A 14624-nucleotide genomic window follows, 5' to 3' on the forward strand; every position below is an offset into this window, starting at 1 on the left:
TAACCCGCTGTTCATCAGCGACTTTTATAATATAACATCTTTAAAAGTCTATGTCAACACCTTTAAAATGGTGAATCATTTTTCAAGGCGCCGTTGCAGCGACTTAATTAATATACCAAGTTTATAATTCACCGTCAACCTAAATTATTCTGGGATTTTCGACCAATTCCTCCCTACTATCCTACAACCCGACAAATATCGTTAGACGTTCCATACAAAGTTCAATCAAAATAAAAAAAGACACCAGATTTTTCATCTAGTGTCCACGTTTTTTTAGACTAAGAAAATGAAATATAAAATAAAGATGAAGAACAAAGCGTACATGATAGGGTGAATTTCTTTTGCTTTTCCTTTTACCAACATTGTAATTGGATAAAAGATGAAGCCAATCGCAATACCTGTTGCAATACTAGATGTTAATGGCATTGTCACGATTGTTAAGAACGCCGGAACCGCAATCTCGAATTTCTTCCATTCAATATCACCTAAGCTGGCAACCATTAGAACACCAACGATGATTAATGCTGGTGAAGTAACGGCTGGTGTTACAACCCCTAAAAGCGGAGAAAAGAATAAAGCTAATAAGAATAATACTGCTGTTACAACTGAAGCAAATCCTGATCTCGCACCTGCAGCAACACCTGCTGTTGATTCAACGTAAGATGTAGTTGAAGATGTTCCTAAGATGGCTCCGATTACTGTACCAGTTGAATCTGAAACTAACGCTCTTCCCGCACGTGGAAGTTTATTGTTTTTCATAATTCCCGCTTGGTTTGCTACCCCAACTAATGTTCCCGCTGTATCAAAGAAGTCTACGAACATAAATGTAAGGATAACAACCAACATATCTATATTGAAGATTTCACCGAAGTGAGTAAATGCTGCTCCGAATGTTGGTGCTAAACTTGGTACTGAGCTTACAACCTTGTCAGGGGCATCAATTAAATTGAAAAGCATCCCAACGATTGCTGTTATTACCATACCGATAAATACTGCACCATTAACTTTCCGAACCATTAAAATGACTGTAATTACAACACCAAAGACAGCTAATAATGTGTCTCCTTTTGATAAATCGCCTAATGCTACCAAAGTAGCCGGATCAGCAATTACAATGTTTGCATTTTTAAGACCAATAAATGTAATAAACAATCCAATCCCTGCGCCAACTGCTAACTTTAAGTTTTGTGGGATGGCATCGATAATTTTTTCACGAATACGAGTTAATGTTAGAAGAACTAATACGATACCTGACACTAAAACGCCTGATAACGCGGTTTGCCACGCAATACCCATTCCTAGCACAACTGAATAAGCGAAGAATGCATTAAGTCCCATTCCTGGAGCTAAGGCTACAGGGTATTTCGCAACGACACCCATGATTAATGTACCAAGAGCTGCCGCAAGAGCTGTAGCAACGAACACTGCATTTGCATCCATTCTTAATGCTTCAGGAAAATCTGCTACATCGCTTAATGATAAAATCGATGGGTTAACAAATAAAATATAAGCCATCGATAAGAATGTTGTGATTCCACCAATAATTTCTCGTCTATAAGTGGTTCCAAGCTCATCGAATTGAAAATACTTTTTCATATGATTCCCTCTCCCTTTGATCCGTATCGTCGTAAAAGAACTGAGTAATTTATAAAACAAGTGCACAAAAGCGCTCCAGAGAATGCTCTGAAGCGCTTGACGTTAAGGATAACGATAGAAAAGAAGAATCATAGTTTATAGACTCTCTTCATTATCTGTTATACCTCGTAGTCAAGCTAATTTACGGTAGCCTGGTAGAAACTTTTGGGCCATATCCCCAAGATTATACGACGTATTTCAACAAAATCTTTATTTCGATTTTATTATATGACAATGTACCTAGAGAGTCAACAGAATAAACGAACATTATTTCATTTTTAATTTTTATCGTTCGTAAATTATTCCCACTCAATTGTTGCTGGCGGTTTACTTGTAATATCATACACAACTCTATTTACGTGACTAACTTCATTCACTATTCTTGTTGAAATGACTTCTAGAACGTCCCAAGGGATGCGAGCCCAGTCTGATGTCATTCCATCAATTGAGGTAACAGCACGGATACCAATTGTGTGATCATATGTTCTTGCATCTCCCATTACTCCAACACTACGGATATCTGGAAGGACGGTAAAGTACTGCCAAATTTCGCGTTCAAGACCGGCTTTTCTAATTTCTTCTCGTAGGATGTAATCTGATTCACGAACAATCTCCAGTTTATCCTCTGTTATTTCACCTAACACTCGAATTCCCAGCCCAGGTCCTGGGAATGGTTGACGCCATACGATTTCATCAGGAATGCCTAACTCCGTACCTAATGCGCGAACCTCGTCCTTAAATAAAGTATTAAGTGGTTCGATTAATTGAAACTGCATATCTTCTGGTAGTCCACCAACATTGTGATGTGATTTGATGGTCTGCGCAGTTGCTGTTCCACTTTCAATAATATCTGTATAAAGAGTTCCTTGTGCAAGATAATCAATTCCCTCTAGCTTAGCAGCTTCATCATCAAACACATAGATAAACTCATTACCAATGATTTTACGTTTTTGCTCTGGATCACTTACGCCCTTTAGCTTAGATAAGAAGCGGTCCTTCGCATCGATTTTAATGACATTCATATGGAAACCTTCACTAAAGGTCTTCATCACACTTTCAGCTTCTCCCTTACGAAGAAGACCGTGATCAACGAACATACATGTTAATTGATCGCCGATTGCTTTATGAATCAATACAGCAACAACAGAAGAATCTACGCCCCCGCTAAGTGCGCAAAGAACTTTTTTATCACCAACGGTTTGACGGATTTTTTCCATTTCGATTTCTATGAAGTTTTCCATCGACCAGCTTTCTGTACAACCACAAACTCCGAACACAAAGTTTTTCAAAAGATCATTTCCATAGACAGAATGACGTACCTCTGGATGGAACTGAACCCCGTATAAATTACGCTCTGCATCACTCATAGCTGAAATTGGACAAGATGGGCTTACTGCATCGATAGTAAAACCTTCTGGTGTTTTGACAACTAAATCACCATGACTCATCCATACCACTTGTTCACTAGGGATATTTGAAAAAAGAGCAGATTCATTTTGAACATTAATGGTTGCTTTTCCGTATTCACGATTATGAGCTTTTTCTACTCTGCCACCAAAGTGTTGTGTCATCAATTGCATTCCGTAGCAAATACCTAATACAGGCACGCCTAAATCGAAAATTTTCTCATCACATCTAAATGAGTTTTCATCATAGACACTATTCGGACCACCAGATAAAATGATTCCTTTAGGCTGCATTGCCTTAATTTCTTCGACTGTTAAAGTATGTGGGTGTAGTTCACTATAAACACCAAACTCACGGATTCTTCTTGTGATTAATTGATTGTATTGGCTTCCGAAATCTAAAACAACGACCATTTCTTGAACGTTATTCACAAAATCACCTCGTTATATTTTGTAATATATCCATCTGATATTATTCAAAAAAAATAGAATCCTACCTTAATAAAAGGCAGAATTCTAGTTCACGTACACAAATAGAATAGCTGCCTTCATAGTCAAACCATTTACGGTGGTCTGGTAGAAACTTTCGAACCATATTATCGAGGATATACGAAGGTACTTCTATTGAATTTGTGATAATTTTATCAACCAGGTATCTATTGGTCAAGATGATATCTTTTTAATTAAATTTTCCCATAATTCGACGGACATTGACCATTCCTTATAGGCATTGTCTTTACGATATAAAGCTCGTTCGTAGCTTCGTGTTAATTGTTCCATTTCATGCCCTTTGTAAAAACGATCGACTTGGATCGAATATTCCCTCAAAGTTTGCCCGTCTTTTCTCGGGAAGCCGACACGCTCTAATTGCTTTAGCAATGCATGATAGGCTTTAAAATACACCTCTTCATCTTTAGCGTTTTTGTACATCCAAATATATAGGTAAGGAATCCACTTTTTTCGTGTTTTAAATAAGGCATATATGATCAAGAAAAGGCTCAATAAGAAAATCAGCACATATTTCCACGAGAAGGCATCGCTGAGTTTTTCAAAGATGCTGTTGTCCGTGTCTTCAGAAACAGGTTTTGCCACCGTTTCTTCCGCCTCTTTTTCCTTAGGGATTTCCACTGGTGTTGTTTGTGGTGTCTGACTATTCTCGTTTCCAGTAGCCGTTAAATCATAGGAAAATAGATTAGCGTTACTAAATCCATTTGTTGGTTCAAATGGCACCCAACCGAACTCCGGAAAATAAACTTCAACCCAAGAGTGCGCGTTATTGTTGGTAATTTCATATGTGTTTACCTCGACTCGCTCACCCTCTGTATAGCCTTTTACCCACCGGGCAGGAATATCAACCGCTCGCAATAAAACGACCATTGAAGTTGAAAAATTATCACAATATCCCATTCTTGTATCAAACAAGAATTGGTCGACATAATCTTCTTCAGGGCCTGGGACGGCGACCTCTTGAGTATCATATGCAAATCCATTTAATTGAAAGTAATTTTCGACAGCCTTTACTTTATCGTACCGGTTTGTATGTGAACTTGTGATTTCTACTGCCAGTTCTTTCACACGTTCCGGGAGGTTATCAGGTAATTGCATGTACCTTTCTCTAAAAAGGTCAATCTGTTCAATCCTACCTGGTTCCTTAACCTCTTTTAGGTGGTTAATATAGAATTTCGGATACTCATAACGAAGCGAATAGCGGTCCAATTTAACTACATCATTGCCTCTGTAAGTCGAGATTTTTTCAGATAATGTGTTGGCACTAAAATGGATGTCAGGATCAGCCTCTATAGATGTTAATCCTAATGGATATACAATATGCGAATATTTTAGATCCATTTGAATTTCAGATTCGAATTCCTCTACTTCTGTTTTTGCCTCATACCATTTTAATGCTGTATTCTCATCATAAAAAATGTCTTTTTCCGGTTGCCCTGATAATTTCCAGCCCTTTCCGGTGTAGGTATCCTTGGTTTCAACTCGCCAATAATGTCGCTTTTCGGCCTTTGCTGTAAAGACAACCGTATCATCGGCGATAAAGGGTCCACCTAGATTTTGGTCATTCGTACCATAGCCTATTTTCTTTACCCCGTTAATCGAACCATTCGCATTCTCCTGCCCATACCCTTTTAAAAATGGAACCGGGTCTGGCCATTGAGGCGATGCCTTTGGTGAGACATAGCCTATAAAGGTTGAAAACAGAATAAAAACAGCTAAAGGAACTGCCCATTTTTTACCAATGCTTATATGCTTAGAAAGCTCCTTATCCTTTAAACGCTCAAATTGCAAAATCCCGAGCATGAAGAATCCGATTAACACGGTCCGAACAATCGCCATTTGGGCATTATATGGGCTGAAAGTATCAATCACCGTGATATAAATGATAGTCAATACGAAAAACAAAAGAATTCTTTTTTGATGAGTAAACCAATAATGAAGTAAATAACTCATTAACCAAAGCAAAATACTAAAGAGAAGCGTCCGAAAAATCGGTGTCATTCCCCACCAATTTGCTTGGAACATGAGCCCGATATTTTTTATAAGATCGGCAACAAGTTCACCTATCCATTCGATATCTAAAAAGTCTTGCTTAAAATAGAGCGAATGAATCATATACACGATTAGAAAAATCTTAATGAGGGCACCAAGTAAAAATGGCACTCGTAAAAATAACAGCAGAAAGCACGCCCCGATAAAAATGACAAACCCTGATGTCTCCTGTGTATCTGTCACGGTTTTAAGAGGTCGCAGCCATTCCCACAATAAAAGAAAGCCAAGTACATTTAATAATAGGTTACGAATATCACGTTGTGCTGGAATTTTAGGCTTCATGATTTTCTCACCTCATGGAATGTATCTGCAAAATGCCCTTCATATACGACTTTCGCAAATAAATTATGCTTTCGAATGGCTCCAAGGACGCGAACTTCATCGTGTGTTAGTTGTGTTCCTTTTTCTTTTATTACGAAGATCTGCAGATCTGCATTTCGCATCGAAAATCTACCAACTAAATGAATCATATCCTCGCTTAGTTCACTTGTGACAAGAATGAAGGTTACAGGCTGATAGATTTTTTTTATCTCCGACTCCACAATTTGCGAGAAAGGAATTGGACTATCGTCTTTTACCTTTGCTAAGTGGTAATAGATCACTTGTTGCTGGGATTCGCCATCTTTTAAAGGAAAAACAGCTTGGTCCTCCCCAATTGAGATAAATGAAACTTGGGCACCTTTTCTCAAAATGGCCTTTGTAAGGGAGGCTGTAAAGGTAACAATCTGTTCAAAATGATTGGAATTTGTTCGATCCATGAATAAAACAACGTCATGACTTTGCTGCTGCTCGAATTCCTTCGTCATAATATTATTTCGCCTTGCTGATGCCTTCCAATCAATCCATGAAAAACGGTCCCCGGGTGCATACTCTCTTACACCAACCGCAATGGCTGTATCCCGCTGTAATCTTACATTCGAAGAGGTCATCCCTTGTTCAAATCGGCTCTCAAGCTGGCGGTATACCAAATCTACGTACTGTGGATATACTAGAAACTGGTCACGAACCGGTGCAATGGTTTCTTTTTCTATCAGTCCAAACAAATCTCCCGTCTTAATACGGATTCCCTCTAGTACATGTTCTCCCCTTAGGATTGAATCGAATTCGTATTTAAAGGTCAATTCCCTCTTAAACCAAGGAAAAAGAATGACCTTTGACTTTGACTGCTTGGATTGCTCAAATTTTTTTAATTGCGGCGGAAGAAGCTCCTCAATAATTAGGTACATTAATGGAAAAGGGATCTTTCGATTAATCACAATGGTTGCTTCAAATTTTTCCCCCGCTACATATTCTGTTTGGTTGATTTGACGAACTAGTTTAAAATCCTTAAGAGAATAGATAGAGAGAGCAAAAGAATATAACCCGAACGGGATGAAGCTATAAAATAGAAACCAGCTTACAAACCCACCTTGAAACATCGCATATACAAAAGTTGCAACAATGAGAAGGAAGATATTAACGAGCTTACCCGTTTCTTTTAGCTTCCGAAATAGTTTCCTCATCAACGATTCAACGACCTTTGCACAGGAATCGGTGTTCTTTCAATAATCTTCGTTACTACCTTCTCGGTTGTCATTCCTTCAAATCTTGCTTCTGATTTTAAAATGAGTCGATGTGGTAGAACATATGGTGCAAGGTATTGGATATCGTCTGGGATCACAAAATCCCTGCCGTGAATCAAGGCATACGCCTGAGCTGCCTTCATTAATGCGATTGAGCCACGTGGACTAGCTCCTAGATAAATCGAACTATGCTCTCTCGTTCGGCTTACTAAATCTACGATATATTCTTTAATGGTTTGGTCAACATAGACCTCTCTTACTTCCTTTTGTAGGTCTATTAACTCTTCAAGCGTAATAACTGCTTCAAGCTGCTCAATGGGCTTAGACTTTTCCGCTCTATTTAAAACCTCGATTTCTTCTTTAACGGACGGATATCCCATTTTCATTTTTAAAAGAAAACGGTCAAGCTGCGCTTCTGGAAGTGGATAAGTTCCTTCATATTCAATCGGGTTTTGTGTGGCCATAACAAAGAATGGCTTTGGTAAAGGTCTTGTAACTCCATCAACTGTGATGCTACTTTCTTCCATACCTTCTAGTAAAGCTGATTGAGTCTTCGGAGATGTTCGGTTGATTTCGTCTGCTAATACAATATGACCTATAATTGGTCCTGGTCTGAATTCAAACTGGAGTTCTTTTGGATTATAAATAGACGTTCCAGTTACATCCGATGGTAATAGGTCGGGCGTAAACTGAATTCGTTTAAATTCCGCACTCACTGATTTCGCGAGGGAACGCACCATCATCGTCTTCCCTACACCTGGCACGTCTTCTAGCAAAACATGTCCTTCCGCTAATAATGCAACCAAGCTTAGCGTGGCCACATCTCTTTTTCCGATCATAACTTTTTCGATATTTTCGATAACTCTTCCTAAAACTGGATGTAACGTGTCAAGCTGCGCCATTTTCCGTCCCCCTAAAAACTCGAATCTCTTACAATATATGTAACTATTATACTATTCACACACTAATTATAAAAGTGAATATAGACGATTCCTAAATTCAATAAGCATCGTTCGATAAGTTCTGATTGTTCCTTCGGCTAATCAGAAAAAGACCCAGATTATCAAAACAATCTGAGCCAGAGTTTGCTATTCTATTAAACAAGACTTGAAAGTACATGGACCCGCAGGATGATTCCTACTAGGCGTTGGTCTTCATCGACAACAGCTAACGGAAACTTTGTTTCCAACGCCTTTGGAATGATGTCTTGGATATATTCATCCTTCGAAACTGTGAAAATATCGTCTCGAATCACATCGGGCAGTGTCTTTTTTTCCTTGATCCCATCAATGCAATCGTCAATGGTCACAATTCCCTCTAAGCGTCTATGCTTGTTCACGACGAATACACTTGAGATTCCGTTCTTCTGCATTTCTTTTACCGCTACTTGTAAACTGTCCTTTAGCGAAACCAACGCATTCGATTGAATCATAACATGCTCTGCCTGCAAAACCTTAGAGCGGTCGATATCTTTTATAAACTCGGATATATAATCATTCGCAGGAGTCTCGATAATTTCCTCCGGTGTACCGATTTGCTCGACTACCCCGTCCTTCATCACCGCAACACGGTCTCCTAGTTTAAAAGCTTCGTTAATATCGTGTGTAATAAAAATAATCGTTTTTTGAAGTTTGTCCTGCAGTTCTAACAACTCAAGCTGCATTTCTCGACGAATGAGTGGGTCTAGTGCACTAAAAGGTTCATCCATTAGGAGAATATCAGGGTCATTTGTAAGTGCGCGTGCAAGTCCAACGCGCTGCTGCATCCCACCTGATAGCTCTCCTGGATATTTATCCTCGTATCCTTTTAGCCCGACACTTTCTATATTTTTTAACGCAATTTCTCTGCGTTCTCCCTTTGAGACATTTTTAATCTCTAAACCATATTCCACATTCGCTAAAACCGTTCGGTGACTGAATAACCCGAAGTGCTGAAACACCATGGCAATTTTATCCTGTCTGAACTTCTTCAGCTGGGAAGAGTTATAACGCACAACATCCTCCCCATCTACATAGATAGACCCGGACGTTGGCTTATTTAAAAGGTTAAAACAGCGAATCAATGTCGACTTACCACTTCCGGATAGTCCCATGATGACAAAGATTTCACCTTTCTTGATTTCCATTGAAGCATTGTACACACCAACGGTATGATTGGTTTTTTCTAAGATTTCTTTTTTACTCATTCCTTTTTCAACCATTGGAATGACTGACTTTGGTTTTGGACCAAATATTTTAGAGACTTTCTCTATTTTAATTTTCGTTTCCATTACTCCGACCCCCTGTGTTTCTGGAATGAGCTTGCTACTCCTGATGTCACACGGTCAATAATGATGGCTAGAAACACGATACTGATACCCGCTTCAAATCCAAGTGCCATATCAATACGGTTAATTGCGATCAGAACCTGTTCACCAAGTCCCTTCGCACCAACCATTGATGCAATAACGACCATCGCCAGTGCCATCATGGTTGTTTGGTTTACCCCTGCCATAATCGTTGGAAGTGCTTGTGGCAATTGAACCTTCGTGAGCATCTGCCATCTTGATGAACCGAATGATTGGGCAGATTCAATCACATCTTTATCCACATTGCGAAGCGCTAACTCCGTCAATCGGATAACAGGTGGCAACGCATAAATTAACGTTGCAAATACTGCTGAAACATTTCCTAGACTGAAGAAGAAAATCGCAGGAATTAAATAAACGAAACTAGGCATGGTCTGCATCGCATCCAAAATCGGCCTCATGACAATGGAAAATCCTTTACTAAATGCCATCCACACACCCAGTGGAATCCCAATAATGAGGGATATGAGAACCGATGTTAAGACAATCGCAATCGTTATCATCAATACATCCCATAATCCAAACGTTCCAATTAAAAATATAAAAAAGGCATATAACACGCCAGAAAGAACAGATTTAAAACGCCATCCTAAAAGGAAAATAATAATTAAGAAGAGCCACCATGGAATGAAATTAAGAAATCCACTTATTCCATTGATAGTTTGAGAGGAAATTAGATGTATGAAATCAAAAAACCCTTCGAACGTTGTATCAATCCATTTAATAAATTTTTCTACATACTCACCAATAAATTCCCATCGTATTTCTGGAAAACTACCCATAAGCAGGTTACATAATGTAACCATTCACCTCACTTTTTTCACAAAATCTCTTATATTAATAAATTTGTAGTAGCTGGTGAACACCAACTACTACAACAACAAAATTACTCTAATGATTTTTTTACTTTTTCAGCAACATCTTCTGAAACCCAAGAAGTCCAAACATCTTCATGCTGCTTCATCCACCACTGTGCAGCCTCTTCGGCAGATGCATCATTTTCATTCATGTATTTAAGAGCTTCTTCTGTTAAATCGTTACTCGTTTTATAGTTTTTTAGAAACTCCACAACCTCTGGTGCTTGTTTAGGCATGTCCTTGTGGACAGCTACGACTACATCATTTGGTGGGAATGCAGTACCAAAATCTTTATTCCATTGTTCTTCGTTATATTCTGGTTCTTCTAAAAGAGTAAGATCATATTTTGCCGTTACCCATGTTGGGGACCAGTAATATCCGACCCAACCTTTGCCCTTCTCATATGCATTTACTAAAGTTGCAACTGCACTTGAATCTGAACCAGGACTAATATAGTTAAATGTATCTCCTAAGCCATATGTCTCTACCTTAACTGACATTGTTTCCCCAACAGCCCATCCAGTAGGCGCACCAACGATTAGTCCTTTACTTGAATCCTCGGGATCAGGGAAGACTTCAGGGTATTTCTTTAAGTCCTCAACCGTTTTTAAATCTGGTGCTAACGGCTCAATTCCTCTTTCTTCATCCCCTTCAATCACATAAGTCGGAACATAGAGCCCTTGGCTATTGTCATCAAAGTTAGTAGAGACTGTTTCAATATCCCCAGCATCTGTCATTTCTTGATAAAGCTCCTTGACATTGTCAGTCCAAACTTCCATATACACATTGATGTCACCTTGACGTAAGCCTTCTAATGTTGCAGCAGTTGATCCCGTTGTAACATCTGTTTGATAGCCATACCCTTCCTCAAGGATTCTTTGTGCAATACTGTTATGGACACGAATACTATCCCATCCAGCATCAGCAAGCACAATTTTATCTAATTTTTCTGGTTCTCCATTGCCTGATGACCCTCCACTACTACACCCAACTAATGCGAGTAGCAAAACGGCTAGTAGTGTAAATAATTTTCGTTTCATTCTTTATTTCTCTCCTTTTTTGTTTAATCAGCAAACCGATTGGCTTACAGAGTTTAATAGAAAAAACACCACACCAGAATGAATAATCATTCATTTTTTAATTATGCGAATTTCTACCTAACATTTAACATGAGTGCACGATTTGATTAATTTTTAATAGAAAGGTGACACTAACTTAATCAGTCATATGAAAAATGTAGGAGAATAGAATGGCTACATTTTTCTCGAATTCGAGGATACTTCTTTTGAACTATTGAGCTTGGAGGGGATCGATATTTGACTGTATAACAGTGGTGAACATTAGGGTTACATTAAAAGTATAGAGGAATAATAAAATGAGAACAAATCTGATAATTTAGCATATCTGGGGATAAACTAGTATATTTCATGATATCAACACCTCAGATGTGAAATATGTTTTATCCTTCAAAGATCCTCCCATATCCTCTCATATCCTCAAGTTATGATGTAATTTTCTGTTATTTACTAAAATACGCTATATGTAGTATTAAAATAGTACCTTGGTACCGTATTTGGTTCAGGAATGATTGCTTCCGGACCTATAATGGAAGGTAAATCCTTTCCGAACAATAGCAAAAACCAGATAAGGAGCATCTGAAAAATGAATTATTTTCCCCACGAATTTTATAACATAAAAAGACTACCTTCTGGGAATTTGAAAGTAGTCTAACTTTGGACAACGCCGCTATTTCTTTTTTAAATATTTTTCATTAATCACAAGCACTTTTCCGTCCTCAGCCGGTCTGTATTTACGAAACTTAAATTTATTTTTTTCAAACAAGATATTTCCAATGATATATATGGGTAGGATGATAACCAAGTTAATTAACATTTGAAGCAATAGGTTTAAATCCCTCTCAAATATATAAATCGTAAATACTGCGTAAAACGCATATGACACCATTAATACAATAAGTACATTACATATATGAAAAGCAATCACACTCGTTTTTTCACGAAACATTCGCTCTAGTTCAAGCTTAAAAAAAAGTGTAATAAACACTGAAATCCCTATTGCAATAAGGGTAACAAAATATGTAAATATAGTTTGCATGTTTGCTAATCCCTCGCCCTCATTTTCCTTATCATTTTCAAGCCCAAGAGATTTGATTACCTACCCTCATTGTAACACATCAACTAATAAAGAGGATTTAACAACGGAAAAACCTCCGCTACCTTCTTCTTCATCGAAGAAGGTAGCGGAGGCTTGTTTAAGATGAGAGGGTGTAATCTTTTAGTGTATGTACCGGCTGTAAGTGATAAGCTGGACGTCCTATCTGCTATACATTACGGCTTAGGTCGATCGTTGACTATTTCTTGGGTTCCATCTCTATCCTTTTTTAAAAAAATCCAACACATCTTCTAGTTTCATCCCCATGTTTTTAGCTTCGATGATTAATTCTACCCATTCCTCGTCAAGTTCCACTAGATCGCCCTTATTTGCCGTTTTAATCTTACTCATCCCCCAATACAATGTTAGTTGGTTTCGTGATTTTGTAAGCCATACAAATAGATATCCACTATTTCATTTGCAAGTTGTTGTGGATTTTTTACATCTGTGAATAATTTCGTGATGGTAAGTCTTTCAATAGTCCCCATTAAGCACTCTGCAACGGTTTGCATATCTAAATCTTGTCGAAAGTAGTTATCCTGTTGTTCTGCTAGAAGATTCTCAGTGATATGATTTACAATTACTCGCTTAATTTCCTCCGATTCGCTTGCGATAAAAAATCCTATCTTTGTCAAATTTCGATGGTCGTCAAAGAATTCAAAGATTCCATTTAGACCTCGAGCTATTTTGGAAGAAAGTATGTTTTTATCCAAATTAGATTCAAGTCTGCTACTCTGGGTTAACATAATTAATTTGTTGCGAAATGTATGGACGAGCTCTTGAAAGATAGCTTCTTTACTCGAGAAATATAGATAAAAACTGGGCTGTGTGAGTCCAGCCTTTTTGACAATCGTACTGACCTTCGTTTCATGAAATCCGTGTTCTGCGAATTCTTCTGCTGCAACCATAAGGATTGCCTCTTTGCTTTTGATCCCAACTGACCCCTTCTGTCTCCCACGTTGTCCCATTATAATGCCGCCTTTTGTCTTAATTAAAATTATATTACTCATGAGTATTATCTCTTACAAAGTATCACCCGGTCAAGTGGTCTATTACCATTTTTAACCTACAAAAACTGACAAATTACACGAAAAAACTGCCTCCTTGTATTTAGGAAGCAGCCCTGTATGTTAGACCTCTTTATCCGCTTTGGTAGATTTCCATATTGCGCTATCTAGTTTTGCTGCAAAACATTTCACAAAAAAGTCTATAGAAGAAAAGGAAAGGCTTCTCCTATAGACTCATAAAAAAAGTAATTTTTTTCTACAAAAGTATTGATATCATTATTAGCTTTGTTTACACTTATAAACGGCAAAACACTTGGTCGCAACAAGTGTTTTGGGTTGTAGTTTTGGGTCTGTCTTATCGTCCTATTATCAACTTACCAGGTTAGATTCCTAGGATTAGACACCCGAAGCTTCAACTTCACTCAATTCATCCTCATCATTTGTTTGTGCTTTTATATAATCAATTGTCACGATCGTTTCATCATCTTCATGTTTGATCGTACAGTTACTATATTCCTTTTTAATATCTGCTACTCGAACGGAATGGCCAATTTCAAATTCAGTGATGTCAATTTCAATATAGTCAGGGAGATCATTCGCTTTTGCTGTGATATCCAATTCGTAAAGAAATTGTTTCGCAACTCCTCCAGATTTCTCTCCATTTGAAGTTCCTTTTAAAATGACATTCACTTTTGTATCGATTTCAGTATCCTTATCAACATGAAGAAAATCGACATGAAGAACGTCCTTCGTTACGGGGTTATGTTGGTAATCTCTTAAAATAACATTCTTCGATTTTCCATCAACATTTAGTGAGAAAATGCCATTTCTTCCTGCACCCTTTATTACCCTTCTTAAATCCACGTTGTTAACCGCAATGGATTCTGTTTGAATATCACTTCCATAAACAACAGCAGGGATTTTCCCATCACTTCTCAATTTTTTCAAACTAGACTTTTTAGTACTATTTCTTTTTTCTGCAACTAGCGTATTCATTTTATTTCCACCCTTCTGATTTTTTCTGAGACATTAGTTTTTATAGAAACTATATTCTAAAAAACATTAGAATTAGTTATATC

At 37.9% G+C, this 14624-nt stretch carries 12 protein-coding genes and 2 riboswitches; all 12 genes read right to left on the bottom strand.

Annotated features, from left to right (window positions below; genetic code table 11):
* Nucleotides 1-273: 273 nt before the first annotated feature.
* A complete protein-coding gene (locus RGU12_RS11605; protein WP_309536311.1) occupies nt 274-1596 on the bottom strand; it encodes an NCS2 family permease in 1323 nt (440 codons plus the stop codon).
* A gap of 148 nt (nt 1597-1744) precedes the next feature.
* A riboswitch (purine riboswitch) is annotated at nt 1745-1847 on the bottom strand.
* Between the two features lie 87 nt (nt 1848-1934).
* Complete coding sequence (gene guaA / locus RGU12_RS11610; RefSeq protein ID WP_309536527.1) at nt 1935-3455, bottom strand: glutamine-hydrolyzing GMP synthase; 1521 nt, start codon at nt 3453-3455, stop codon at nt 1935-1937.
* A gap of 117 nt (nt 3456-3572) precedes the next feature.
* Nucleotides 3573-3674, bottom strand: a riboswitch (purine riboswitch).
* A gap of 30 nt (nt 3675-3704) precedes the next feature.
* A complete protein-coding gene (locus tag RGU12_RS11615; protein WP_309536312.1) occupies nt 3705-5882 on the bottom strand; it encodes a transglutaminaseTgpA domain-containing protein in 2178 nt (725 codons plus the stop codon).
* A complete protein-coding gene (locus RGU12_RS11620) occupies nt 5879-7102 on the bottom strand; it encodes a DUF58 domain-containing protein (RefSeq protein WP_309536313.1) in 1224 nt (407 codons plus the stop codon). The genes RGU12_RS11615 and RGU12_RS11620 overlap by 4 nt, the downstream gene beginning before the upstream one ends.
* A complete protein-coding gene (locus tag RGU12_RS11625; RefSeq protein WP_309536314.1) occupies nt 7102-8064 on the bottom strand; it encodes an AAA family ATPase in 963 nt (320 codons plus the stop codon). The genes RGU12_RS11620 and RGU12_RS11625 overlap by 1 nt, the downstream gene beginning before the upstream one ends.
* A gap of 194 nt (nt 8065-8258) precedes the next feature.
* Nucleotides 8259-9431 (bottom strand): quaternary amine ABC transporter ATP-binding protein, encoded by a 1173-nt coding sequence (locus RGU12_RS11630; RefSeq protein ID WP_309536315.1) that lies wholly within the window; start codon nt 9429-9431, stop codon nt 8259-8261.
* Nucleotides 9431-10291, bottom strand: coding sequence for an ABC transporter permease (locus tag RGU12_RS11635; protein ID WP_116354345.1), 861 nt, complete (start codon nt 10289-10291; stop codon nt 9431-9433). Before RGU12_RS11635 ends, RGU12_RS11630 begins: the two co-directional genes overlap by 1 nt.
* A gap of 104 nt (nt 10292-10395) precedes the next feature.
* Nucleotides 10396-11406 carry an ABC transporter substrate-binding protein gene (locus RGU12_RS11640; RefSeq protein WP_309536316.1) on the bottom strand — a complete coding sequence of 337 codons (1011 nt, stop codon included), beginning with the start codon at nt 11404-11406 and terminating at the stop codon, nt 10396-10398.
* 706 nt (nt 11407-12112) lie between these two features.
* Nucleotides 12113-12481: a hypothetical protein gene (locus tag RGU12_RS11645; protein ID WP_309536317.1), complete on the bottom strand. Its 369-nt coding sequence runs from the start codon at nt 12479-12481 to the stop codon at nt 12113-12115.
* 276 nt (nt 12482-12757) lie between these two features.
* Nucleotides 12758-12889, bottom strand: coding sequence for an anti-repressor SinI family protein (locus tag RGU12_RS11650; RefSeq protein WP_309536318.1), 132 nt, complete (start codon nt 12887-12889; stop codon nt 12758-12760).
* Between the two features lie 14 nt (nt 12890-12903).
* Nucleotides 12904-13548, bottom strand: coding sequence for a TetR/AcrR family transcriptional regulator (locus RGU12_RS11655; protein ID WP_309536319.1), 645 nt, complete (start codon nt 13546-13548; stop codon nt 12904-12906).
* Nucleotides 13549-13941: 393 nt separating this feature from the next.
* Nucleotides 13942-14541, bottom strand: a complete 600-nt coding sequence (locus tag RGU12_RS11660; protein WP_309536320.1) for a 50S ribosomal protein L25 — start codon at nt 14539-14541, stop codon at nt 13942-13944.
* Nucleotides 14542-14624: the final 83 nt, after the last annotated feature.

Origin of the sequence: Ferdinandcohnia sp. QZ13, assembly GCF_031324165.1 — a bacterium.
In the GTDB taxonomy this organism is placed as follows: Bacteria; Bacillota; Bacilli; order Bacillales; family Bacillaceae_L; genus Ferdinandcohnia.